Source organism: Enterococcus alishanensis (assembly GCF_019218635.1).
Lineage (GTDB): Bacteria > Bacillota > Bacilli > Lactobacillales > Enterococcaceae > Enterococcus_A > Enterococcus_A alishanensis.
This window is the reverse complement of the sequence record NZ_JAHUZB010000005.1, coordinates 45,934-69,815: the sequence shown is the minus strand read 5'-3', so window position 1 is coordinate 69,815 and position 23,882 is coordinate 45,934. Positions and strand designations below refer to the sequence as shown.

Annotated in this window: 25 protein-coding genes, 1 riboswitch and 1 other annotated feature; of the genes, 20 read left to right on the top strand and 5 right to left on the bottom strand. The window is 35.7% G+C overall.

Annotated elements, in window-relative coordinates; all coding sequences use genetic code 11:
* The first annotated feature begins 50 nt into the window (after window positions 1-50).
* The 15 genes from trmB to KUA55_RS12840 all read left to right on the top strand — a co-directional run bounded on the left by trmB (window position 51) and on the right by KUA55_RS12840 (window position 12,725).
* A complete protein-coding gene (gene trmB / locus KUA55_RS12910) occupies window positions 51-704 on the top strand; it encodes a tRNA (guanosine(46)-N7)-methyltransferase TrmB (RefSeq protein WP_218326794.1) in 654 nt (217 codons plus the stop codon).
* 51 nt (window positions 705-755) lie between these two features.
* On the top strand, window positions 756-1,667 hold the full coding sequence (comGA, locus tag KUA55_RS12905) for a competence type IV pilus ATPase ComGA (protein WP_218326793.1): 912 nt from the start codon (window positions 756-758) through the stop codon (window positions 1,665-1,667).
* Window positions 1,648-2,655, top strand: coding sequence for a competence type IV pilus assembly protein ComGB (comGB, locus tag KUA55_RS12900; RefSeq protein ID WP_246601522.1), 1,008 nt, complete (start codon window positions 1,648-1,650; stop codon window positions 2,653-2,655). Before comGA ends, comGB begins: the two co-directional genes overlap by 20 nt.
* Window positions 2,655-2,924 (top strand): competence type IV pilus major pilin ComGC, encoded by a 270-nt coding sequence (comGC, locus tag KUA55_RS12895; protein WP_218326792.1) that lies wholly within the window; start codon window positions 2,655-2,657, stop codon window positions 2,922-2,924. Before comGB ends, comGC begins: the two co-directional genes overlap by 1 nt.
* On the top strand, window positions 2,921-3,373 hold the full coding sequence (comGD, locus tag KUA55_RS12890) for a competence type IV pilus minor pilin ComGD (protein WP_218326791.1): 453 nt from the start codon (window positions 2,921-2,923) through the stop codon (window positions 3,371-3,373). The genes comGC and comGD overlap by 4 nt, the downstream gene beginning before the upstream one ends.
* Window positions 3,360-3,623, top strand: a complete 264-nt coding sequence (comGE, locus tag KUA55_RS12885; protein ID WP_218326790.1) for a competence type IV pilus minor pilin ComGE — start codon at window positions 3,360-3,362, stop codon at window positions 3,621-3,623. The genes comGD and comGE overlap by 14 nt, the downstream gene beginning before the upstream one ends.
* Complete coding sequence (gene comGF, locus KUA55_RS12880; protein ID WP_218326789.1) at window positions 3,610-4,062, top strand: competence type IV pilus minor pilin ComGF; 453 nt, start codon at window positions 3,610-3,612, stop codon at window positions 4,060-4,062. The genes comGE and comGF overlap by 14 nt, the downstream gene beginning before the upstream one ends.
* The gene (comGG, locus tag KUA55_RS12875) at window positions 4,046-4,324 is read left to right on the top strand and encodes a competence type IV pilus minor pilin ComGG (protein ID WP_343214728.1); all 279 of its coding nucleotides are present in this window, start codon (window positions 4,046-4,048) and stop codon (window positions 4,322-4,324) included. Before comGF ends, comGG begins: the two co-directional genes overlap by 17 nt.
* A 133-nt stretch (window positions 4,325-4,457) precedes the next feature.
* Window positions 4,458-5,465: a class I SAM-dependent methyltransferase gene (locus tag KUA55_RS12870; RefSeq protein ID WP_218326788.1), complete on the top strand. Its 1,008-nt coding sequence runs from the start codon at window positions 4,458-4,460 to the stop codon at window positions 5,463-5,465.
* 28 nt (window positions 5,466-5,493) lie between these two features.
* Window positions 5,494-6,690, top strand: a complete 1,197-nt coding sequence (locus KUA55_RS12865; RefSeq protein ID WP_218326787.1) for an acetate kinase — start codon at window positions 5,494-5,496, stop codon at window positions 6,688-6,690.
* A gap of 153 nt (window positions 6,691-6,843) precedes the next feature.
* A complete protein-coding gene (locus tag KUA55_RS12860) occupies window positions 6,844-7,413 on the top strand; it encodes an NAD(P)H-dependent oxidoreductase (RefSeq protein WP_218326786.1) in 570 nt (189 codons plus the stop codon).
* 40 nt (window positions 7,414-7,453) lie between these two features.
* Window positions 7,454-7,514: riboswitch (Fluoride riboswitch) on the top strand.
* A gap of 80 nt (window positions 7,515-7,594) precedes the next feature.
* Complete coding sequence (eno, locus tag KUA55_RS12855; RefSeq protein ID WP_218326785.1) at window positions 7,595-8,872, top strand: phosphopyruvate hydratase; 1,278 nt, start codon at window positions 7,595-7,597, stop codon at window positions 8,870-8,872.
* A 102-nt stretch (window positions 8,873-8,974) separates the two neighbouring features.
* Window positions 8,975-9,826 (top strand): DUF368 domain-containing protein, encoded by an 852-nt coding sequence (locus KUA55_RS12850; RefSeq protein ID WP_218326784.1) that lies wholly within the window; start codon window positions 8,975-8,977, stop codon window positions 9,824-9,826.
* Between the two features lie 45 nt (window positions 9,827-9,871).
* Window positions 9,872-10,089 (top strand) — a binding site (T-box leader).
* A gap of 57 nt (window positions 10,090-10,146) precedes the next feature.
* The gene (proS, locus tag KUA55_RS12845) at window positions 10,147-11,586 is read left to right on the top strand and encodes a proline--tRNA ligase (protein ID WP_218326783.1); all 1,440 of its coding nucleotides are present in this window, start codon (window positions 10,147-10,149) and stop codon (window positions 11,584-11,586) included.
* A 179-nt stretch (window positions 11,587-11,765) separates the two neighbouring features.
* Window positions 11,766-12,725 carry a D-2-hydroxyacid dehydrogenase gene (locus tag KUA55_RS12840; protein ID WP_218326782.1) on the top strand — a complete coding sequence of 320 codons (960 nt, stop codon included), beginning with the start codon at window positions 11,766-11,768 and terminating at the stop codon, window positions 12,723-12,725.
* Window positions 12,726-12,766: 41 nt separating this feature from the next.
* Here the strand turns inward: KUA55_RS12840 and KUA55_RS12835 are convergent, their stop codons facing one another.
* Together KUA55_RS12835 and KUA55_RS12830 are read right to left on the bottom strand one after the other, a co-directional pair.
* A complete protein-coding gene (locus KUA55_RS12835) occupies window positions 12,767-13,702 on the bottom strand; it encodes an aldo/keto reductase (protein WP_218326781.1) in 936 nt (311 codons plus the stop codon).
* A gap of 84 nt (window positions 13,703-13,786) precedes the next feature.
* Window positions 13,787-14,719, bottom strand: coding sequence for an aldo/keto reductase (locus KUA55_RS12830; RefSeq protein WP_218326780.1), 933 nt, complete (start codon window positions 14,717-14,719; stop codon window positions 13,787-13,789).
* Between the two features lie 416 nt (window positions 14,720-15,135).
* Here KUA55_RS12830 and hisS point away from each other — a divergent pair, with 416 nt between their 5' ends.
* The 4 genes from hisS to KUA55_RS12810 all read left to right on the top strand — a co-directional run bounded on the left by hisS (window position 15,136) and on the right by KUA55_RS12810 (window position 21,327).
* Window positions 15,136-16,434: a histidine--tRNA ligase gene (gene hisS / locus KUA55_RS12825; protein ID WP_218326779.1), complete on the top strand. Its 1,299-nt coding sequence runs from the start codon at window positions 15,136-15,138 to the stop codon at window positions 16,432-16,434.
* A 100-nt stretch (window positions 16,435-16,534) separates the two neighbouring features.
* Window positions 16,535-18,307 (top strand): aspartate--tRNA ligase, encoded by a 1,773-nt coding sequence (aspS, locus tag KUA55_RS12820; protein WP_218326778.1) that lies wholly within the window; start codon window positions 16,535-16,537, stop codon window positions 18,305-18,307.
* Window positions 18,308-18,410: 103 nt separating this feature from the next.
* Complete coding sequence (locus KUA55_RS12815; protein ID WP_218326777.1) at window positions 18,411-19,289, top strand: YitT family protein; 879 nt, start codon at window positions 18,411-18,413, stop codon at window positions 19,287-19,289.
* Between the two features lie 160 nt (window positions 19,290-19,449).
* Window positions 19,450-21,327 (top strand): acyltransferase family protein, encoded by a 1,878-nt coding sequence (locus tag KUA55_RS12810; RefSeq protein WP_218326776.1) that lies wholly within the window; start codon window positions 19,450-19,452, stop codon window positions 21,325-21,327.
* A 28-nt stretch (window positions 21,328-21,355) separates the two neighbouring features.
* Here KUA55_RS12810 and KUA55_RS12805 read toward each other — a convergent pair whose 3' ends face one another.
* Window positions 21,356-21,631: a GIY-YIG nuclease family protein gene (locus KUA55_RS12805; protein WP_218326775.1), complete on the bottom strand. Its 276-nt coding sequence runs from the start codon at window positions 21,629-21,631 to the stop codon at window positions 21,356-21,358.
* On the bottom strand, window positions 21,621-22,355 hold the full coding sequence (locus tag KUA55_RS12800) for a tRNA1(Val) (adenine(37)-N6)-methyltransferase (RefSeq protein WP_218326774.1): 735 nt from the start codon (window positions 22,353-22,355) through the stop codon (window positions 21,621-21,623). Before KUA55_RS12800 ends, KUA55_RS12805 begins: the two co-directional genes overlap by 11 nt.
* Before the next feature lie 80 nt (window positions 22,356-22,435).
* On the opposite strand from KUA55_RS12800, the gene KUA55_RS12795 reads away from it, so the two are divergent.
* Window positions 22,436-23,074 carry a lysophospholipid acyltransferase family protein gene (locus KUA55_RS12795; protein ID WP_218326773.1) on the top strand — a complete coding sequence of 213 codons (639 nt, stop codon included), beginning with the start codon at window positions 22,436-22,438 and terminating at the stop codon, window positions 23,072-23,074.
* A 55-nt stretch (window positions 23,075-23,129) separates the two neighbouring features.
* Here the strand turns inward: KUA55_RS12795 and KUA55_RS12790 are convergent, their stop codons facing one another.
* Window positions 23,130-23,861: a DUF554 domain-containing protein gene (locus KUA55_RS12790; RefSeq protein ID WP_218326772.1), complete on the bottom strand. Its 732-nt coding sequence runs from the start codon at window positions 23,859-23,861 to the stop codon at window positions 23,130-23,132.
* Window positions 23,862-23,882: the final 21 nt, after the last annotated feature.

Below are 23,882 nucleotides of genomic sequence, written 5' to 3'. Positions count from 1 at the left end.
CTTAGTTCAGCTTTTGTTGTGAATAACGATATGAAATTAGGAGGAACAAGATGCGTGTTAGAAATCGTCCTGGAGCTGCTGAGTTAGTTGCAGCTCATCCAGAATATATCCCAAATGAGCCAAAAAAATTAAAAGGCCATTGGCAAGAACGATTCAAGAATAGTAACCTTATTCAGATTGAAATTGGAACTGGAAAAGGTCAATTTATTGTGGGGATGGCAAAAGCACACCCAGAAATAAATTATATCGGGATTGAAATGCAGTTAAGTGTGGTGTCTTTAGCGCTAGATAAATTAATTGCAGAAGAGTTACCAAATTTACAACTGTTGCATGTTGACGGATCTGATTTAACAGATTATTTTGCCGAAAATGAAGTAGATCAAATTTATTTAAATTTTTCCGATCCATGGCCTAAAAAAAAGCATGAAAAACGCCGCTTAACTTTTAAAACATTTCTAGCAATTGACGAAGAAATTTTAAAACCTAACGGAGAAATTCATTTTAAAACTGACAATCAAGGATTATTTGAATACTCGTTAAGTAGCTTTTCTAAATACGGCATGGTGATTGAACAAGTGTGGTTGGATTTACATCAATCAGATTATCAAGGCAACATTATGACAGAATATGAAGAGAAGTTTTCCAATAAGGGCCAACCGATTTATCGAGTAGAAGCGCGATTTATTTCCAAAGCGAGAGACTAAATTTTAGTTTTCTCGCTTTTTTTTGCGTATTTTTTTATAGAGGTGAAGCAAATGTCAGTTGAACTTTATTCAGATGAATTGATTGCTTATGGTACAGATAACCAAATGCAAGATTTTTACATTAAACCTGGTAACGACTATTATGAAATTTATTTTCGCAAAGGTCCTTTTTATTTTAATCGAGAAAAAATTTCTCTAGATCAAGGCAAACAATTAATTAGTCGCTTTAAATACATTGGTGAAATGGACGTAAGTGAGCATCGTAAAACACAATTTGGGGCAACTACTTATCCTTTATTGAAGGGTCCGCAGCGCTTACGGTTGTCTAGTGTCGGCGATTATCGTCAAAGGGAAAGTTTAGTGATTCGCTTTTTGCATACTTTTGGGGTGAGCCAAGAAAATTATTGTGTGCCGGAACAATTAACGATCATCCAACAACAAATTGCCGGTCGCGGTTTATTTTTATTTAGTGGACCAGTTGGCTCAGGAAAGACCACTTTAATGTATAAACTAGCCCAAGAAATGGAGGGACAGGTGATTACGATTGAAGATCCAGTAGAGATCGAAGTGGATCATTTTCTACAGCTTCAAATTAATGACAAAATCAATCAAGACTACGATGAATTAATCAAACTATCCTTGCGACACCATCCAGATATTTTAATTATTGGAGAAATTCGCGATACTAAAACGATTCAGGCAGCTGTTCGTGCCGCTTTGACAGGACATTGTGTTTTTGCCACGATTCACGCCAAAGATTTAGCAGGAGCAACTGCCCGTGCATATGAATTGGGTGGGGAAACCGATCTGTTAAAAGAGGTGTTAAAAGGAGTTGTTTATCAGGAATTATTGCCAATAGCAACAAATGAAGTCGGCTTAATGTTGGCTTATGAGTTTTTAAACACTGGCGTTGCTGCATCTTGGGTGGAAGGACTGAAAGCTTTTGAAACAAAAAATGACTAAAAAAGATCAAAAAAAATTTGTTCTACTTTTAGGAGAATTATTGAACAATGGCTTTAGTCTGTCTCAGGCCTTAGGTTTTTTTCAAACAGGTAAATTGTTTGATTCTAAGTTAATTACAAGAGTCGAGGCAGATTTAAGTGCTGGTGAATCACTGGCGAGTATATTAAATCAATTATCTTATAGTAAAGATCAACTTTTACAACTAGAATTGGCTCAAATTCATGGCGATTTACCTGCTACATTGATTGGTATTGGTCAACAAATGGATTTACTAGAAAAACAGCGAAACAATTTTATTAAAGCAATTTCTTATCCACTATTATTATTACTTTTCTTAGTTTTGATTCTTTTAAGTATGCGTTTTTTCTTATTACCTGAGTTATTGGCTAGTGGCATGATTCAACAAGGTAGTCTAGCAGTCTTATTTATTCATGATTTTCCAATATTGATTTTCGTTATTATATTTTGTGGCTTTTGCTTTACATTATATTTTAGACAGAACAGAAAAAAACAAAGTTATTTAGCCCGTTATACTAGATTATCGAAATTTCCGCTAATTGGTAGTTTGCATCGAGATTATTACTCAGCATATTTTGCTTTAGAGTGGGGGAAATTATTTAATCAAGGTTTGGAACTAATTCAAATCATTCAATGTTTATTGGTAACCGATCGTGATTCGCTGATGAAAGATTTAGCCGAAGATTTACAAACTGCTTTAAATAACGGCCAGTCGTTACCGGAACAAATAAAAAAATATCCGTTTTTGACACAAGAATTTAGTCAAATCATATTGCAAGGACAAGCCCGTGGAAATTTAGGTAAGGAATTATTGATTTATAGTGAAATTATTTGGCAACGGTTATTTAGTCGTATTGAATGGATGATTTCCTGGTTGCAGCCACTAATTTTTTTGTTTGTTGCTGTGTTGATTGTCAGTATTTATGTGGCTATGTTATTACCTATAACTAGCGGATTGGAGGGTTTTTAGTGAAAAGAATACAAAAAGGCTTTACGCTTTTAGAAATGTTGGTTGTTTTATTTGTGATCAGTCTATTATTGTTACTGTTTGTACCAAAAATCATGGAGCAACGAAAAATGGCTGAGGAAAAAAATAATGCTGCGGTTGTAAAAGTAGTGGAAACACAAATTCAGTTATATGAAATGGAACATGATGGTCAGAGTCCCAGCGAAGGTGATTTGGTCCCTAATTATGTGGATGCTAAGCAGTACAAAATTTATCAGGAAAATAAGAAATGATTAAGCGTCAAGGTTTTACTTTATTTGAGATGTTACTGGTTTTATTTGTTGTAACCAGCTTTGTCTTGTTACCAACTTTAGCGATTGGAAAATGGCATAGTAAGCTCACACAAAATTTCTTTTTTTATCGGATTGAAAAATCCCTTTTACATTTTCAACAATTGGCCATTACCCAGGGAACTCGATCATCCGTTTATCTTTCCAAAGAGAACCAAGAACTCATTTTCATGATTGCCAACGATCCAGAAGCTAAAAAAAATATCAGTTTACCCGAGGATATTCGGTTATTAAATAATAGCTATACCATCTATTTTAAAAGCGGTACAGGAAACATTTCAATTTCTAAAAGTCCCGGCAGTTTTTCGAATATTATTTTTAAACAATTAAGCACGGATAAACAAATCATTTATCAATTCATGCTAGGAAGTGGACGTTTTGAAAGGAAGTAAGGGTTATATTTTAATAGAAAGTGTCGTTGCTTTAGGGATTCTTTGTGTAATTGTCTTTGGTTATTTGGATTTATCAGTCAAGCTTCAGATAAATCAAGAATCTCAAATGCAGCAGTTGGCAGATTATCGCAGTCTTTATATGGCGAGTCGTCGTTTGCGTATTACCGGAGAGGTAGGAGATGACAATGTCCAAGGTTCAGCAGAGAATTGTTGGGTGGAAAAAGGGACAGCTAAGATTGGCAAAGAATAAAGGATTCACTTTGATAGAATGTTTAGTGGCACTTTTGATGTTGAGCGGTTTATTACTTTTAATCAGTGGCTTGTTTAAGCATGTCCAACAAACTGAAAAAGTTGTCTCCAGTCATAACGAAAGAGAATGGCAAGTTTTTTTGTTACAGCTGGAAAATGAATTGGAAGAAGTTGAAATTAATCGTGTTGAGAGAAATCAAATTTTGGGAATGGAGGAAGAAAAGAGCGTCAAAATTTATTTGGTAAATAAAAAAATCGCCAAAAGTAAAAATAATGGTCATCAGCCATTACTGACTGACGTAAAAAAATTCACTTGCCAACAAGAAGGAGCGGAGATATTCTTTGAAGTCACATTTACAGACAATTTGGTCAAAAAGGACAGTTACATCATATCCCGGAGGTATTCTGCTGACGGTGATGCTGGTGCTTTTCTTGTTTAGTTTTTTAGCTTTACAATTACTAACTAGTTACCAAGAAACGATAGATTTTAATCATCAAAGTCAAAAACTGTATCAAGGAAAAACGGCAAAAGAATTATTTTTAATTGATTATCCTAATTTGCCACAAGAAAGTGGAGAATGGCCTTTTAATCTGGGGGAACTTGTTTATCATAGGAACGGACAAAAACTAGTAATCGTAGTAAAATTAAAAGACAAACAATATCTTTTTTACGAGGCTGTATCGAATAATGCAGAAAATTAGTATAGTCTGTTTAACAGATTAAACAGGAAAGAAACTTTTATTTAACAATCAAGAAAGCGATTGATATTTTTTGAAAACTCAGCTAAAATAAAACAGGTATCGAAGGTGTTATATATTTTTTGTGAGGTGTAAGATGGATACAGAAAAAATTGAGCAGGCTTTTGCTTTGATGGAAAGCACAATTTCTCAGTTGCAACAAGGATTAGACACTTCTTTTTTTGACGCCTATATCGAAAATGCAGAGAATTTGGTAGACAATGCCAAAGTCCGAATAGTGGACGGCCAACCTAATGCAGAAATTGTTTCGCAGGTTGAAAAAGTTTATCAAGAAATTTTAGCGTTGGATTTAAGTAGTGAGGAATGGCGTAAGTTAAGTCAATTATTATTGTTAAAAGGTGCTAGAGGGGAACAATTACAACCTAATCATCAGTTAACACCTGATAGTATTGGGTTTTTATTTGTGTTTCTGATTGAGCAGTTAACAAAAAATAAAGCAGAAAACTTGCGGGTGCTAGATGTTGCCGTTGGTATGGGAAATTTATTGTTAACTATTTTGATTAATCTACAATTAGCACAGTACAATGTACATGGTATTGGGGTCGATATTGATGAAACTTTATTGGCTATCGCAGCTTCTGACAGTTTGTTAAGCGAAACTGAGTTGGAATTATTTCATCAAGATAGCTTGCAAGACTTATTGGTGGACCCAGTTGATTTTGCTGTGGCAGATTTGCCCGTTGGATTTTATCCACACGATGAAAAGGCAGCATCATTTATCACTCATGCCACGAAAGATCACAGTTATGCCCATCATCTATTGTTAGAACAAGGGATGAATTATGTGAAAGACAATGGCTATGGTTTGTTTTTAGTTCCAAGTAACTTTTTGGAGGCAGAACAAGGCCCATTGTTACAGAAATGGCTGAAAGAGAAAGTTTATTTACAAGGTATTATCCAATTACCAGATGAATTATTCCAGTCAGTCCATTCAAGAAAAAGTATTGTTATATTGCAAAAACCAGGAGCGTTAGCAGAACAAGCCAAAAAAGTCTTGTTGGTAAAATTACCTACGCTAAAAGATCCTGCCAAAGTGTCACAATTTTTCAGCGAATTCGAGGAATGGAAATCCTCTAATTTATAGTAAAAAAACAAAGGAGAGTTTACTTAAAATGTCAAAGACAATTGCAATCAATGCCGGAAGTTCTAGTTTGAAATGGCAGTTATACCAAATGCCTGAGGAAACCGTAATCGCCAAAGGAATCGTCGAAAGAATTGGAATCAATGATTCAATCTTCACAATCAAATATGGCGAAGGTGAAAAATTTAATCAAACACTAGATATTAAAGATCATGAAATTGCTGTTCAAATGCTGTTAGATAAACTAATTGATTTAAAAATCATTGGTTCATTTGATGAAATTACTGGCGTTGGCCACCGTGTCGTAGCAGGTGGAGAATACTTTAAAGATTCAGTCGTAATTGACGACGATGTCTTAGCAAAAATCGAAGAATTAAGTGAATTTGCTCCATTACACAACCCAGCCAATGCAATGGGAATCAAAGCTTTCAGAAATATTTTACCAAACATTACAAGTGTGGCTGTGTTTGATACATCATTCCACGCAACAATGCCTAAAGTAAATTATATGTACAGCTTGCCAAAAGAATATTATGAAAAATACGCTGCTCGTAAATATGGTTTCCACGGAACAAGCCATCGTTATGTGTCCGAAAGAGCGGCAGAATTATTAGGCAAACCTTTGGCAGAAACTAAAATTATCACAGCACATATCGGAAATGGTGGTTCAATCGCTGCTGTTTTAGGTGGAAAATCTGTCGACACTTCAATGGGCTTCACGCCACTTGCAGGTTTAACAATGGGAACTCGTTCTGGTGATGTGGATGCTTCTCTATTACCATACATTATGGAAAAAGAAGGCATTGCTAACATTAACGAAATGATCGATATCTTAAATAAAAAATCTGGTGTTTTAGGAATTACTGGTTTATCAAGTGATATGCGTGATATCGAAGATGCATACGCTGAAGGAAATGAAGATGCCATTTTAGCAATGGAAATTTATACTGATCGGATTCGTAAATATATTGCGCAATATATTTCAGTAATGGATGGTGTAGATGCAATCGTCTTTACTGCTGGCGTTGGTGAAAATGCTGACTTAGTTCGCGACATGGTTATAGCAAATATGTCTTGGTTTGGTGTTGAAATCGACAAAGAATTAAACAAAAAAATCCATGGTAAAGAAGCAGAAATCTCAACAGCTGACTCTCGTGTAAAAGTTTACGTGATTCCGACTGATGAAGAAGTAATGATTGCCCGCGACGTAGAACGTTTAAGCAAATAAGCAACGAATCATTCAATATTGTATTTAAGAGTGTTAAACTGAAATAAAGTTTAACACTCTTTTTTTGCAAAATTAGTATTATATAAATGAAAAAAATTTTAAATTGTGAACAGGCTTTTATCAAAATATTCCCATTATGTAGGAGGCGTCATGATGACAACCACAATCTTAATTGATCATCCTTATCAAAAAAGTTTTAATCACCAAATCAAAGAAAATTTAATCAGCCATTTAATCACTGATAAAAAAGATTATCAAGTAATTGACCTAAAAGCTGATCGGTTTAATCCTGTTATGACAGAAAATGAGTTGGCTGTTTATCAAGCAGGAAAAGTATTAGATCCATTGATTGAAAAATACATGGAAATATTGAAAGATACGCAGCAGTTAATAATTATTTTTCCTGTTTGGTGGTATGCTACACCAGCAAGTTTGAAAGGTTTTTTAGATAAGATTTTGCTAAATCAATTTGCTTTTTATGATGAAGGAAATGGGATTCAGCCGCTATTGAAGATTGATTCAGCAGTTGTATTTTCAACATCAGAACAATCGACTGAAAGTCTGAAAGAACGTTGCAATGATAGTTATCGTCACCAGCTGATTACTACGCTAAAGGATGTGGGTGTGAAAAAAGTAGCTTGGCATCATTTGGATTTAATTGGTACGATTTCTTCAGAGGAACGGCAAGAATTCCTGAATCGTGCCTACAAAAATTTAAAATAGTTATTATTTGATTGTTTTTTGAAATAAGTGTATATTTTTATTTAATCAAAGGGATGGTGTTCCCCTATAACCGCTGCAAAGCTGATGACACCTATTGCAAGTTAAGTTTTTTTGTCTGCTTACAAAAAAATTTACCTTTCGATAGGTGTTTTTTTGTTTGCAAAAATAAGGAGGAATTATTATGTCAACAGTTATTGAAAATGTAAAAGCTCGGGAAATTTTTGATTCAAGAGGAAATCCAACTGTCGAAGTCGATATTATATTAACAGATGGGACATTAGGTCGTGCTGAAGTTCCTAGCGGTGCCTCAACTGGGGATCGTGAAGCAGTTGAATTAAGAGATGGCGGTAGTCGCTTGCAAGGTAAAGGTGTGTTAAAAGCCGTAGATAATGTAAATACAGAAATTAAAAATGCTTTGATCGGTAAAAGACCTTTTGATCAAGCTGTAATTGACCAAATTATGATTGATCTGGATGGAACGGATAACAAAAGTCGTTTAGGTGCTAATGCGATTTTAGGGGTATCAATGGCAGTAGCTAGAGCTGCCGCAGCGAGCAAAAACATTCCTCTATATCGTTATTTAGGTGGAGTAGATTTAGAACTACCACAACCTTTTTTTAACGTAATTAATGGTGGGGTTCACGCAGATTCAGGAATTGATGTGCAAGAATTTCTAATTACGCCAGTAAAACGTGAAAGCTTTCGCGATGGTGTGGAAAAAATTGCTAATATTTATCATACTTTGAAAGCTATTTTAGCTAATAATGGTTATGAAACGGCAGTTGGTGATGAAGGTGGCTTTGCTCCTAAATTACCCTCAACTGAAGTAGCTATTGAAACATTGATTGAAGCAATTGAAACGGCTGGCTATACACCAATTGAAGAAATTGCCATAGCGATTGATCCAGCATCCAGTGAATTTTACGATGATGCTAGCAAAAAATACAAATTCGAAGGCAAAGAATTATCTTCTGCTGAAATGTTAACTTATTACCAAAATCTAGTTGCAAAATACCCAATTATTATTTCAATAGAAGATGGTTTTTCTGAACATGACTGGGACGGTTTTAAATTAATGACGGAGGCAATGAAAGATAAAATTCAATTAGTTGCCGATGACATATTTGTCACCAATCCGAAGATTTTTGCAGACGGAATTAAAAATGATATTGCCAATTCTATTTTAATTAAATTAAATCAAATTGGAACAGTATCTGAATCAATCGAAACGATTCGGATGGCACGGGAAAATGGCTATACTACTATGATTTCTCATCGTTCTGGCGAAACAGGAGATACATTTATTGCTGATTTTGCCGTGGCTTTGAGTGCTGGCCAAATCAAAACGGGTTCAATGGCCCGTAGTGAACGCGTAGAAAAATACAATCAATTCTTACGGATAGAAGAAGAACTTGAAGGACAAGCTAAACTAGCTCATTTTCCTAAAGAAAGCTTATAGAATTTTATAAAAAAATTAAACCAACTAAAAAATAACTTGTCTCCTCCTTTCTTTATCGTTAAACTATTTTAGATGACGAAGAGAGAAGGAGATTTTTATTAAATGGAAAAGCAGGCACGGTCTGAAAAAAATGTAGGTAGTTGGATATTACGTTTTGTTAAAGGGATGTTTATCGGTTCAGGTTTTATTTTACCGGGAATCAGTGGCGGGGCATTGGCGGCAGTTTTTGGTATTTATGAACGAATTATTTCTTTTTTAGCCCATATAACGCGAAATTTTAAAGAAAATGTTTTATTTTTTATTCCAGTAGGTTTAGGTGGCTTGACTGGGGTTTTTGTTTTATCTTTTGCGGTCAGTTTTTTACTTGGTTCCTTTGAGACTATTATGCTATGGTTTTTTGTGGGTTGTATTATTGGAACTGTGCCGGCATTGTGGAAAGAAGCGGGGAAAAAAGGTCGCGATACGAAAGATATGATTATTTTAGTCGTGAGTTTTGTAGTTGGCTTTTTATTTTTATGGCAAGGCTCTAGCTTATTTGGTGAAGTGGATCAAAACTTTTTCACTTGGATGATTGCTGGCGGCTTGATTGGTTTAGGTTTAATTGTACCTGGACTGAGCCCTTCAAACTTTTTAGTTTATATGGGGATGTATAAAGCGATGGCTGATGGTTTTAAGACAATTGATTTAGGCGTGATTATTCCGATTGGTATTGGTGGATTAGTCGTGGTACTAAGTCTATCTAAAGTAATGGATTGGGTTTTTGCGAGATACTATGCACCGATGTTCCATTTTATTCTAGGAATTGTTTTTGCATCGACAGTAATGATTGTACCGACAGATTATGCAGGATTTAGCTTTTTGGCCTTCTTTGCCTGTGGTGTATTGTGTATTTTAGGTGCTGGTTTAGGCTGGTGGATGAGCCGTTTAGAAGAGCGTTATGTTCCTGAAGATTAAAAAAATTTTATTTTTCTCTTGCAATTTTAAATAAATCTAGTTAGTATAAGAACAAGCATTTGGATTAGTAATAAATTTTTACGGTAGCAGAGAGTTGATTCACCGGCTGAAAGATCAACACACCCACTGAAATTTATGAACCTACCAAAGAAGCCTATTGTGAAAACAATACGTGACTCTAGCGTTAATAGAGCTGAAAGTTGGATCAAATAAGTTTTGATCAAGCAAGGTGGTACCGCGAAATTATCCGTTTCGTCCTTACATTTACGTGAGGACGGAGCGGTTTTTTTATTGGCAATTTTATTTTAGGAGGAGACAATATGTCAGATTTACAAAGAGAAGATTTTTCAAAATGGTATTTGCAAACTATCCAAAAAGCTGATTTGATGGATTATTCACCTGTTCGAGGATGTATCATTTTTAAACCAGATGGTTTTGAATTGTGGCAGCATATCCAAGATGATTTCAACAAATATTTACGGACGCAAGATATCCGCAATGTTTATTTTCCAATGTTGATTCCTAAACATTTCTTAGAAAAAGAAGAAGAACACGTGGAAGGTTTTGCACCAGAACTACCATGGTTAACTCGTGTTGGTGATGAAGAATTAGAAGAACATTATGCGTTACGTCCAACTTCTGAAACGTTAATTGGTGATGCTTTTTCTAATTGGGTGAATTCTTATCGTGATTTACCATTAGAAATTAATCAATGGGCCAATGTTTTCCGTTGGGAAAAGAAAACTATGCCATTTTTACGGACCTCTGAATTTTTATGGCAAGAAGGTCATACAGCTCACGAAACTGAAGAAGATGCGCGTCGTCGGACAATGTCAATTTTAGAAGCTTATGCAACTTTGATTGAAGACACGTTGGCTATTCCAGTTTATCGTGGTCAAAAAACACCAGCTGAACGATTTGCTGGTGCGGTGGATACTTATTCTGTTGAAGCAATGATGCGAGATGGTAAAGCAGTTCAAGCAGGAACGTCACACTATTTAGGTCAAAATTTTGCGGAAGCTTTTGATATTAAATTCTTAAATCGTAATAACGAACATGATTTTGTTTATACAACATCATGGGGTATTTCTACTCGTTTAATTGGCGCATTAATCATGGTTCATGGAGATGAGCAAGGCTTGGTATTACCACCAAAAGTGGCACCAACTCAAGTTATTTTAGTTCCAGTTGGTCCTTGGCAAAAAAATCCAGCAATCTTAGATAAATTAAAAGAAATCAAAGCACAATTACAAGATACAGGATTACGTGTGAGAATTGATGAAACTGATAATACACCAGGTTATAAATTTAATGAGTGGGAATTAAAAGGTGCACCATTACGAGTAGAATTTGGTCCTAGAGATTTAGAAAATAATCAAGTTGTCGTGAAAATGCGTGATTTGGCCGACAAAGAGTCAGTTTCTCTAAATGAGTTAACAAATTACGTAACAGAACAATTAGATATTATGCAAAAACGGTTATTTGAAAGTGCTAATGTTCGTTATGCTGAAAATGAGCATACTGATGTAGATACTTTAGATGAATTAAAAGCCCACATTGAAAAATCTAAGACAGCTGGTGAAACACCAGGATTTGTGTTAATTGGTTGGGATGGGACAGAAGAAACCGAAGCCAAAATTAAAGAAGAAACTGGCTTTACAACACGAAATATTCCATTCAATCCACCAGTTGAAAAAACGGTTGATATCGTTTCTGGCAAACCAGCGAAACATACGGTTTGGATTGCTCGGGCGTATTAATAAATCTGTCGCTTAAAAATACTAAATGATGAACATCGCTAGAATACGGAAATCAGCCACCAGTTAGCAGATGTGAAGAGTTTTTAACAGGAAAGGTAATTTTAAGCTAGGAAAAAGAGTTTGAGCCGAGTGCTTTAAACTCTTTTTTTGTTATAATAAACCAAAAAAGAGGTTTGAGTATGAAAATTATTGTATTAGATGGCCATGGACTAAATCCAGGCGACTTAAGTTGGGCCGGCTTTGAAAAATTAGGTGAGGTGACGATTTATGATCGCACACCACAAAATGAGCAAACTATTTTAGAGCGAATCGGGGATGCAGAAATAGTCCTAGTAAATAAAGTGATTTTATCTGCAGAAGTGATTGAAAAAGCCTCTCATTTAAAGTACATTGGCGTCAACGCCACAGGATTTAATGTGGTAGACATTGAGGCCGCACGCAAGAGAAATATTCCAGTGACCAATATTCCGACTTACGGAACAGATGCTGTCGCACAATTTACTTTTGCTTTATTATTGGAGATTGCAAGTCGTGTAGGTTTACATGATCATTCCGTTCATCAAGGAGATTGGCAAAAAAGTTTAGATTTCACTTATTTTTTAGCGCCTACTTTAGAGTTAAGTGGGAAAACTATTGGAATTATCGGTTATGGGGCAATTGGTCAAGCCGTGGCGAAAATTGCTCATGGTTTTTCAATGGAAGTGATTTATTATAATCATCGTGAGAAGACACCTAAAAATATTGGTGATCGACAAGTGTCTTTAGCCGAATTATATAGTAAAGCAGATATTGTTAGTTTGCATGTTCCTCAGACTCCTGAAACCACTCAGATGATTAATACTGCAGCGATTGACCAAATGAAAAATGATGTTATTGTGATTAATACTGCTCGGGGTGGTTTGTTGGATGAACAAGCGGTAACTGAAGCTTTAAATACTGGGAAAATCTCTGCGCTCGGTGTGGATGTTGTTTCTAGTGAACCAATCCAAGCAGATAATCCATTATTAAAAGCCAAAAATGCGGTAATTACGCCGCACATTGCTTGGTCACCAACTGAAGCTCGCAAACGTTTGATGGATATAGCTGTCGACAATCTAGATAACTTTTTAAAAGATACGCCAAAAAATGTAGTCAATTAAAAAATAGCGATGACGTTCAACTTTTCGTCATCGCTATTTGCTTATTTAAATATTTGGTTGATTTTATCAAAATCAGCCTGTGATAAATGCAAGTCAACAGCTTTTGCATTGGCTTCAACTTGATCAGGTGTCTTAGCACCAGGAATCACGATACCAATTTGTGGATGTTTCATATACCAAGCTAAAACAAGTTGTGTAACTGTGGCATCGTAGTTTTTTGCGATTGGTTTTAATTGATCTACTTTAGTAATAATTTCTTTAAAGCGTTCTCCTTTGAAGTCGGGATTTTTACTACGTAAATCACTCGCAGGAAAAGTTGCTTCTTGATCATATTTTCCAGTAAGCAAACCAGAATCTAACGGATAGTAAGGGACAAAACTAATATGGTGTTTTTCTAAATAGGGGAATAAATCTTTCTCATGTTCTCGATGTATTAAACTGTAACGGTCTTCAACAATATCTACATAGCCATCAGTATTGGCTTCTTTTAATTGTTCTAGAGAAAAGTTCGAGACACCAATGGCGCGGATTTTTCCGGCTTCTTTTAATTCATGCAAGGTTTTAACTGCTTCACGTTTATCGGTGTTTTCATCTGGAAAATGAATATAAAAGATGTCTAAATAGTTTGTTTGCAATCTTTGTAAAGCTTCTTCTACAGCATTTCTTAAAAATTCTGGACTATTGTTAAATTTGAAATCTTGTTTGGGATCGTGGGCTGCTTTGGTTGCAACGATCGCCCGGGCACGATCAAATTCTTCTTCTTGTAGGACTTCTCCAATTAATTCTTCAGAGTGTCCGTGACCATAAGAAAAAGCAGTATCTAATAAAGTAATTCCATTACGTAAAGCTACTCGAACCACTTCTTTTCCTGTTTCGTCACTCAAGTTAGGATACAGGTTGTGTCCCCCAACCGCATTTGTACCTAAACCTAAATCTGAAGCATAAACCTGAGATTTACCAATTTGAATATCTGCCAAAATTATCAGCTCCTTTTTATAATAGTTTAATCGAAAGTCAAAAAAAAAGCGATTCAAAATCATTTCGAATCACTTTTACTTGGATTATTGGAACAATTGATTGATTAAATCGTAGTCGATATTTGATAAACGAATATCCACGGCTTGGGCATTGGCTGAAACTTGTTCCGGTTTTTTAGCACCTGGAATAACAGCAGCAATCGCTGGATTTTTTAAATACCAAGCCAAAACCAATTGTGCAACAGTTGCATCATAATTTTTGGCAATCGGTTTTAGTTGATCAACTTTGGAAACAATCTGTTGGAATCTTTCATCTTGAAAGTCAGGATTACCGTTCTTACCATTTTTAGCAAAAGTATCTGTTTGACTATATTTTCCCGTTAACAATCCTGAGGCCAATGGAAAGTAAGGAATAAAAGCGATGTTTTTTTCTTGTAAATAAGGAAGAACTTCATTTTCAAGTTCTCGATGAACCAAATTATAATGATCTTCGACGACATTTACATGACCATCTAAGTTAGCTTCTTTAATTTGTTCCAAAGAAAAGTTAGAGACACCGATGGCTCGAATCTTACCGGCCTCTTTTAATTCATGTAAAGCTGCAACTGCTTCACGCTTATTGGTTGCTTCATCAGGGAAGTGGATGTAAAAAATATCGATATAATTGGTTTGTAATCTTTCTAAAGCTGATTCAACAGCGTTTGTTAAAAATTCTGGTGAGTTATTTGGCGCACCGTCTTGTGATAAATCTTGTGCAGCTTTGGTAGCAATGATTACTTTTGCTCGGTCGAATTCAGCTTCTTGTAAAACCTCACCAATTAATTCTTCTGATCTACCAAGACCATAGATAAAAGCTGTGTCCAGTAACGTCAAACCATTTCGTAGCGCAGTTCGGACCACTTCTTTACCAGTTTCATCAGCTAAACCCTTAAATAAATTATGACCACCGACTGCATTGGTTCCTAAGCCTAAATCCGTTGCATAAACACGAGATTTTCCAATTCTAACATCTGTCATTTTTAAAACGCTCCTCTTTATTTTAAAATATAAATTTAGTTGTTAAATTAATTCTATGTTGGTCAGTTTAAAATGAAGTTGAAAAAAAAGAAACTATCTTGCTTTTTATTAATGAGAAACCTTGACTTTCTCATTTTTTTTTAGTAATTTAAACTTTGACAGTTCAATTTCGATGAAGGAAAAAGTAAGTGACGTGGTGTTGTAAAGAAATGATTGCCTTGGCTGAAAGCAATCACACATCTGGCTGCTGAAAGACATTCTGGAGATGAGTAGTGAAAAGCTATTCCGTTTAGCAAGCGTTAATTGTTTGAGAAGAGGAAACTCTAAAAAATAGGTGGTACCGCGATATTTCGCCCTTGTTCATTTGAACGAGGGCTTTTTTTGACTGCATATGTAAAGAAGGGAGCAAATAAAAGATGAGTTATCAAAGACCAAAAGGCACCAATGACATTTTACCGGGTGAAAGTGACAACTGGCTGTTTATTGAGGAAACGGCCCGATTATTATTTAACGATTACCAATACCAAGAGATTCGGACACCCATATTTGAACATTATGAAGTTATTGCTAGAAGTGTCGGGGATACTACGGACATTGTTTCAAAAGAAATGTACGATTTTTATGATAAAGGGGATCGGCATGTCACATTACGACCTGAAGGAACGGCACCCGTTGTCCGTGCATTCGTAGAAAATAAATTATTTGGACCAGAATATCAAAAACCCTACAAAGCATTTTATATGGGACCAATGTTTCGTTATGAACGTCCCCAAAAAGGTCGCCTGCGTCAATTTCATCAAATTGGGGTTGAAGCGCTGGGAAGTGAAAATCCAACTTTAGATGTTGAAACAATGTCAATGGCGATGGATTATTTTAAACAGTTAGGTTTAAAAAATATTCGACTGGTGATTAATTCTTTAGGTGATAAAGAAACGCGTCAAAATTACCGTCAAGCATTGATTGATTATCTTTTGCCACACGAAAATGAACTGAGTGAAGATTCAAAACGTCGACTACATGAAAATCCTTTACGAGTATTAGACAGCAAAGATAAAAAAGACCAAAAGTTTGTAACGGATGCGCCAAGTATTTTGGATTACTTGAGTCCTTATGCAAAAGAATATTTTGAACAAGTTACGAAAACACTGGATCATTTAGGCACACCATATGAGATTGATCATCGCATGGTACGTGGCTTAGATTATTATATGCATACTATCTTTGAAATTATGAGTGATGCACCGGGAATGGGGAGTCAATCGACTATCTGTGCTGGTGGCCGTTACGATGGTTTAGTAGAAGAGCTAGGTGGACCACAAACACCAGGAATTGGTTTTGCGATGGGTGAAGAAAGAATCTTAATGACATTAGCACAAGAAGATGTTTTGATTCCAGTAGCGAAACAATTAGATGCTTACGTTGTTGGTATAGGTGCTTTAACGAACATAGAAAGCTTAAAAATTGTACAGTCCATTCGTAATTTTGGTTTCTCTGCAGATCGTGATTTCATGGATCGCAAGGCAAAAGCGCAATTTAAATCAGCTGATAAAGCTGGAGCTAAGTTAATTTTAACGCTAGGAGAAGCGGAATTAGAAAATGGCACAATCAATGTGAAATCTTCAGCGACACGAGCTGAAAAAACTTTCCCATTGACTGAAATATATCATCACTTTGATGAAATTTACGATGAAATGATGACACCAGTTTTTGATTAATATCTTCGTTCAGAGGTTCCTTAACTGATGTAACGAGACATTGTCAAAACTTACTTAAAAAAATGAATATTAAACAATTGGTTAAAGGAGAAAAACAAAGATGGCAAAAAGAACAGTTTATGCGGGACTAGTTTCCGAAAAATATTTGGATCAACAAGTTACTTTAAAAGGTTGGGTCCAAAAGCGACGTGACTTAGGTGGCTTAATTTTTATTGATTTACGTGACCGTGAAGGAATTGTCCAAGTAGTCTTCAATCCAGAAGAATCAAAAGAAGCTTGGGAAGTTGCAGATCAATGCCGCAGTGAATTTGTCGTTGAAATTACTGGTAGAGTAATTAAGCGGGATGAAAATTCTGTTAATTTAAAAATGGCAACAGGATTATTCGAAGTGAAAGGTGAAGACATCACTATTTTAAATAGTGCGAAAACTCCTCCATTTTCAATTGAAGATGACCAAAATATTAGTGATGAAGTCCGTTTGAAATATCGTTATATGGATTTACGTCGTCCGAAAATGACTAGTAATATTAAATTACGTCATAATTTGACTAAATCAATTCGTCATTTTCTAGACAATAATGACTTCTTAGATATTGAAACACCAATTTTGGCAAAATCAACGCCAGAAGGTGCCCGTGATTATTTAGTGCCTTCACGGGTTCATCCAGGACATTTTTATGCCTTACCTCAATCACCACAAATTTTAAAACAATTATTGATGACTGCTGGCTTTGATCGTTATTATCAAATCGTTCGTTGTTTCCGTGATGAAGATTTACGGGGCGATCGTCAACCAGAATTTACCCAAGTCGATATTGAAACTAGTTTTTTAACGGCAGAAGAAATTCAAGAATACACGGAACAATTAATTGCTCAAGTGATGAAAGATATTAAAGGAATCGAAGTGACGTTACCTTTCCCACGGATTACTTGGGATGAAGCGATGACTCGTTACGGTTCAGATAAACCTGATACTCGTTTTGAAATGGAATTAATCGACGTGACTGAATTAGCTTCAGCAACAGATTTTAAAGTATTCCGTATGGCAACTGATAATGGTGGCGTGGTAAAAGTGTTAAATGCTAAAGGAGCCGCTGACAAATATTCTCGTAAAGAATTAGATCGTTTAAGTCAATTTGTCAGTCAATTTGGTGCGAAAGGTTTAGCTTGGATGAAAGTTGACGAAGCAGGCGAATTAACTGGACCAATCGCTAAGTTTGTTGGTAATATCGCAACTGATTTGAAAGAAGTAACCAACGCAGAACCTGGTGATGTCTTAATGTTTGCAGCAGATCAATTTTTAACTGCAGTAACTGCTCTAGGTGCTGTACGTTCAAAAGTTGGTAAAGAATTAGGTTTAATCGATGAAGATAAATTTAATTATCTTTGGGTCGTGGATTGGCCACAATTTGAATTTGATCAAGAAGCAGGACGTTATGTGTCTGCCCACCATCCATTTACGATGCCAAATGAATCGTCTATTCCAGATTTAAAAGACCATCCGGAAAAAGTGTATGCGCAAGCTTATGACATTGTTTTAAATGGTTATGAATTAGGTGGCGGATCACTACGGATTCACACACGAGAATTACAAGAACAAGTTTTTGAAACATTAGGTTTTTCAAGAGAAGAAGCCAATGACCAATTCGGATTCTTGTTGGAATCATTAGATTATGGTTTTCCGCCAATTGGTGGTTTAGCTTTAGGGTTAGATCGTTTCGCGATGTTACTAGCGGGCGAAGACAATATTCGTGAAGTAATTGCCTTTCCAAAAAATGGGAAAGCCGCTGATCCAATGTCTGATGCGCCAAGCACAGTGTCTCCATTACAACTTTATGAATTAAGCATTAACACAACAAACATCGAAGAATAAGAAATTCCTAAAGAAAGCACAGACTTATCCAGTTGGTGCTTTCTTTTTTCAAATAAACTCCGTATAATGTGAGTGACTTTTGATGAAAGAGGCGTTTAATTACATGTTAAAAAAGATAGCGGATTGGCCCTATCATGATTATGCAACAAGATTATCGGTGGCAGTTGTTTATGCTTTTATAGCTGCCATTGCGGTGAATTTTTTCTACCAACCTGGAAATATTTATTCCAGTGGGATTACTGGTTTCGCACAAATTTTGACTACTTTGTCTAAACAATTTGTCGGACACACAGTCCCAGTTTCAATTACTTTATTTGCTTTAAATATTCCGTTATTTGTTTTAGCTTGGTTTAAAATTGGTCATAAATTTACTTTCTTTACTTTTATTACCGTATTCTTAACATCCTTTTTCATTCATATTATTCCCGAAACGACTTTATCAACAGACCCGATTATTTGTGCGATATTCGGGGGCGCAATTTCAGGTGTAGGAATTGGCTTTGCCTTGAAAAATGGCTTGTCATCTGGTGGATTAGATATTTTAAGTATCACCATTCGTAAACAAACTGGTCGCTCAGTTGGGTCGATTTCGATGATTTTTAATGTAATGATTATGTTTGTGGCGGGACTTTTATTTGGTTGGCCTTACATGTTTTATTCGGCCTTTGCTATCTTTATGAGTGGGAAATTGACTGATGCATTGTATACGAAACAACGAAAGATGCAAGTCATGATTGTTACAAAGCAACCCGATAAAGTTATTGAAGCGATTCAAGATAGTATGCGACGGGGGATAACAATAATTAATGAAGCAGAAGGTGCTTATAAACATGACAAACAGACGATTTTGTTTACTGTTGTCACTCGTTTTGAATTACCGGCATTAGAAGCCATTATGCGAGAAACTGATCCGTTGGCATTTGTTAGTATTTCAGAAAATGTTCGAATTTTGGGTCGTTTTTACGAAGAATCGATGGACTAAATTTAATCACTGCAGAGTAAGTGAGTGTCACTTGCTTTGCAGTTTTTTAATTTTAAATGAGGAAAAAAAATTATTTGTTAGTAAATGTTGCACTTTTAAGCAATAACTTTTAAGCTGTATAAGTAGCTTTGATTATAGAAAGAAAAGATGGAAGAAAAAAATGGAGAAGAGACTTAAAACAAGTCGCTATATTACTGGATTTGATGGATTACGATCGCTTGCGGTAGTTGGTGTCATTTTATATCATTTATTACCTAATACAATGCAAGGTGGATTCTTAGGGGTACCGGTATTTTTTGTTGTCTCCGGTTATTTGATTACGGATTTATTACTACAAGAATATCGTCAAAATGGTCGGATTGCGGTTAAGCAATTTTATTATCGGCGCATGCGTCGTTTATATCCGGCTCTAGTCACGATGTTGATTTTCGCTTCGGCTTATATTACTTTATTTCAGCGTAATTTATTGAATAATTTGCGGGGAAATGTCTTGAGCAGTTTGGCTTATGTTAATAACTGGTGGCAGATTAATCATGGCATGTCTTATTTTGACCGCTTTGCTGCGGAATCTCCTTTTACGCACATTTGGTCATTGGCAGTTGAAACACAAAATTATTTAATTTGGCCAATCGTTTTTATCTTATTGATGAAGTTTGTTAAAAATCGAGGAAAAATGTTTTTAACGGTTACAGCATTGGCGATTTTATCAGCCATATGGATGGCGATTTTATATGTTCCTGGACAAGATCCAACAAGAGTATATTATGGAACTGATACACGGATTTTTTCAATTCTTTTAGGAACAGCACTCGCATATATTTGGCCCAGTTCTCGTTTAAAAATGACAATTCCTCCCAAAGCTAAACGAACCCTAAATATTATTGGTTTTGTTTCATTGGCTTTGCTAATTCTTAGTTTCTTCACCATTTCAGATGGGACCACCTTTTTGTATTATGGAGGGATGTTCTTAATTAGTTTGTTAGTAGTCATTTTAGTGGCGATTACAGCTCATCCAGGTGCTAGTTTGAATCGGTTCTTAACCAATCCAGTTTTTGCTTGGTTAGGAAAAAGAAGCTATGGTATTTATTTGTATCAATTTCCAATTATGATTTTTTATGAGGCCAAGATAAATATTGCCAACCATGTATATTTACACGCTTTAATTGAAATCATTTTGATTTTAATTGCTACGGAACTTTCTTATCGTTTGGTAGAAAATCCTTTACGAAAATTCCAGTATGCAAGAACTTTTTCAGTTGTAAAAAATTGGGTGATGGCTCCGATCAAAAGTAAACAAAAAATTGGCTTGATTGCCGGAAGTCTAGTGTTTATTATTTCATTAGTGGGATTAATTATTGCTCCAACGAATCAAGTCGATGCCAATCAACAAAAATTGCAAGAACAAATTAAAAATAATCAAAAAGCAGCGGAAGAAAAACAAACTGCGGAGACAAAAACTAGTGACAGTTCGGAATCAGAAACTAAAGACAGCACCGAAGCTTCAGGCGAAATCAGTTTGGCTGAAAAATATAACTTGACCAATGCAGAAGTAAATATTGCTAAACGAATGAACGTTACGGCATACGGGGATTCTGTTTTATTGGCTGGTTCTAACGGTTTAACTTCATTATTTCCTAAAATGACTGTGGATGGTGAAGTTGGTCGTCAATTGGCAGATGGTATTGAACAATTACAGACGATTAAAGACGATGGCAAACTGGAAGATACGGTATTATTAAGTTTAGGAACCAATGGTGCTTTCACTGAGGATGACATTGCACAAATTATGTCGATTATCGGGAAAAAACGAAGAGTTGTAGCAATCAATGTCTATGTTCCAACTCGGCGTTGGCAAAATGAAGTTAATCAATTATGGGATGTTTCAGCCCAGAAATATAAGAATCTGACTGTCATTGACTGGTATGATTATAGTAAAGATCATCCTGAATGGTTTTATGAAGATCAAGTCCATCCAAATGAAGAGGGCGATATCTATTACACTAGTCTTATCACGAAAGCCCTAGTAAAAGGACAATAAAATAAAAACGTTTTGTGAGATAAATTTTTCACAAAACGTTTTTTTGTTGATTAGATTGTAAATAGATATCCTTTTTTTGCCGATTTAATTTTTTAAAGGCAAATTCAGCTTTCATAGCGGCACTTTTACTGTCAAAAACTTCAGCATGAACCATCTGAACGGGCCGACGACTAAGTGGATGAGTATACTTAGCACCTTTTCCACTATTATGCTCTTTTAGACGACGAGACAAATCAGTAGTATAGCCACCATAATAAGTTTGATCACGACACAACAGAACATAAAAATAAGCATTAGTTGCCATAAAGCATATCCTTTAACAGTGGAGAATAGTTTCCCTGATCATCATAGGTAATTAATGGTGGTAAGAAACGTAGACCATCATTTTTTCCATCTTTAATGGCTTCTATTAATAAAATATTGGCTTCTTTATCAGCTTTAGGATAGACAAATTGAATTCTTTTCGGGGCCAAACGATTGGCCCGCAAGCAATCCAGTATTTCTAAAAAACGATCGGGGCGATGAACCATTGCAAAGCGACCATTGGTTTTGAGTAAATCTGCCGACATTTTGATCACCTCAGCTAGATTTGTTTCGATTTCATGTCGGGCAATTGCTAGATAAGGATTAGGGTTTTTTTGACTGAGAGGCAATTCCTTAAAATAAGGTGGATTGCAAACAACCAAATCAAAGGCATCTTTTCTAAAGATACTCAATGTATCTTTTAAGTTCAGTTTATGCATAGTCATTTGATTTTCTAAATGGTTGAGTAAAATACTTCGTTGAGCCATTTCGGCAAGACGTGGTTGAATTTCGATTTGTTCGATTTCAGCTGCTGTTTTTTGACTAATAAAAAGACCAACGGCACCATTTCCGGCACATAGATCCATAATTTTTCCTTTTTTCGGGACACGGGCAAAATTAGCTAATAAGACCGCATCAATTGAAAAAGAAAAAACTTCAGAGCTTTGAATAATTTGAATACCTTCAGCAAAAAGTTGATCAATTCTTTCTCCATTTTTTAACAATTGTTAAATCCCCCTTAAAAAAATCACGCCTATGTATTATACTACGTTTAGTACGCTTTAGGAACAGAGGAGAAAAAAGAATGTTTTTTAGATTTATTCGTGGCTTTGTAAGAATTTTTTTAGGCTTAATTAATGGCAATGCCCATTATCAAATGCAAGAAAATTTGCCAAAAGACAAAAACTATATTTTAGTAGCTCCCCATCGGACTTGGTGGGATCCTTTTTACTTGGCACTAGGAGCATCGCCGAAGCAGTTTGCATTTTTAGCCAAGGAAGAATTATATAAAAATGCTGTTATTCGCTATATTTTGGTTCATTTGAATGCATTTCCGGTGGATCGTGATAAGCCCGGGCCAAGTGTTATTAAACGACCAGTAAAATTGTTAAAAGACTCCGACAAAGGCTTGATTATGTTTCCTAGTGGCACGCGGCATTCGTCGGATTTAAAAGGTGGAATGGCCCTGATTGCTCGTTTAGCAAAAGTTCCGATTGTACCAAGTGTTTATCAAGGACCAGTAAAGTTTTCTGATTTATTTAAACGTCGTCCTGTTTACGTTCGTTATGGTGCACCGATTGATATTTCAGATATTAAAAAGCTTGATACAGCTGGATTAGCAGAAATTGAACGCAGAGTACAAACTGCCTTTAATCAGCTGGATTATGAAATCAATCCAGATTATAAATATTTGCCAAATAAAAAAAGTAGTGAACAAGATTAGTTCACTACTCAAACTGTAAACAAAATCCAAACTTTGGAGATTGTTTACAGTTTTTTTATTGCAGAAAGGGCAGGACATAAGTCAACCAAACCCAGCTGATGGGCATCACTAAAATCATCGCTGGTATCATATCAGCAGTAGGAAACATCCTAATTTTACTCATACGAAAGCCAGTCGCTAACATTAAGAAGCCACCACAAGCTTTAAAATCTAGAATCATTTCTGGTGTAGTCATTGGGAAAATTATGCTGGCAAATAAAAATAAGGAAAAAAAGATAACAAATTGTGGCAAGGCAATTACAGATACGACATAGCCTAAATTACTAGCAAAAATAACTGCTGTGAAGAAATCTAAAACAGATTTGGCGATTAAGATCGTATGATCACCAGTCATGCCAGCCGTCAAACTGCCGTATATACCTGTTCCACTAGCGCAGAATAATACAATTGCTGTAACTAAACTATTGATAAATTCATCATGGGAAATTGCTAAGTTTTCGTGAGGAAATATTTTTCCAATCGGTCGTTGCATTAAAGCAGCCACTTTTTCAATTTGCTGACCAAAATGGAAAACCAAACCTAAAGTAGTACCGACAACGACTGCTAAGATGACGGCGGGCATATTGGCCATTTGAGTAATACTGGGAATTCCCATGGCGATGGCACAAATGCCAAAGACACCATTCAATTCATATTTTATTCTTTCAGTAGCTAAGTGTCCGAGTAACCCTCCGATGATACCACCTAATATAATCACGATTGAGTTAACGATAATTCCAATTGGCAAACTAAGACCTCCAAATCCATT

Bases quoted from the DNA above. Each gene is read 5' to 3' on its own strand.
- KUA55_RS12805 (WP_218326775.1), bottom strand. From the start codon at position 21,631: ATGGCAACTAATGCTTATTTTTATGTTCTGTTGTGTCGTGATCAAACT.
- KUA55_RS12850 (WP_218326784.1), top strand. From the start codon at position 8,975: ATGGAAAAGCAGGCACGGTCTGAAAAAAATGTAGGTAGTTGGATATTA.
- eno (WP_218326785.1), top strand. From the start codon at position 7,595: ATGTCAACAGTTATTGAAAATGTAAAAGCTCGGGAAATTTTTGATTCA.
- KUA55_RS12810 (WP_218326776.1), top strand. From the start codon at position 19,450: ATGGAGAAGAGACTTAAAACAAGTCGCTATATTACTGGATTTGATGGA.
- KUA55_RS12840 (WP_218326782.1), top strand. From the start codon at position 11,766: ATGAAAATTATTGTATTAGATGGCCATGGACTAAATCCAGGCGACTTA.
- hisS (WP_218326779.1), top strand. From the start codon at position 15,136: ATGAGTTATCAAAGACCAAAAGGCACCAATGACATTTTACCGGGTGAA.
- KUA55_RS12860 (WP_218326786.1), top strand. From the start codon at position 6,844: ATGACAACCACAATCTTAATTGATCATCCTTATCAAAAAAGTTTTAAT.
- KUA55_RS12795 (WP_218326773.1), top strand. From the start codon at position 22,436: ATGTTTTTTAGATTTATTCGTGGCTTTGTAAGAATTTTTTTAGGCTTA.
- KUA55_RS12815 (WP_218326777.1), top strand. From the start codon at position 18,411: ATGTTAAAAAAGATAGCGGATTGGCCCTATCATGATTATGCAACAAGA.
- aspS (WP_218326778.1), top strand. From the start codon at position 16,535: ATGGCAAAAAGAACAGTTTATGCGGGACTAGTTTCCGAAAAATATTTG.
- KUA55_RS12865 (WP_218326787.1), top strand. From the start codon at position 5,494: ATGTCAAAGACAATTGCAATCAATGCCGGAAGTTCTAGTTTGAAATGG.
- KUA55_RS12830 (WP_218326780.1), bottom strand. From the start codon at position 14,719: ATGACAGATGTTAGAATTGGAAAATCTCGTGTTTATGCAACGGATTTA.
- comGA (WP_218326793.1), top strand. From the start codon at position 756: ATGTCAGTTGAACTTTATTCAGATGAATTGATTGCTTATGGTACAGAT.
- KUA55_RS12870 (WP_218326788.1), top strand. From the start codon at position 4,458: ATGGATACAGAAAAAATTGAGCAGGCTTTTGCTTTGATGGAAAGCACA.
- comGD (WP_218326791.1), top strand. From the start codon at position 2,921: ATGATTAAGCGTCAAGGTTTTACTTTATTTGAGATGTTACTGGTTTTA.
- trmB (WP_218326794.1), top strand. From the start codon at position 51: ATGCGTGTTAGAAATCGTCCTGGAGCTGCTGAGTTAGTTGCAGCTCAT.
- proS (WP_218326783.1), top strand. From the start codon at position 10,147: ATGTCAGATTTACAAAGAGAAGATTTTTCAAAATGGTATTTGCAAACT.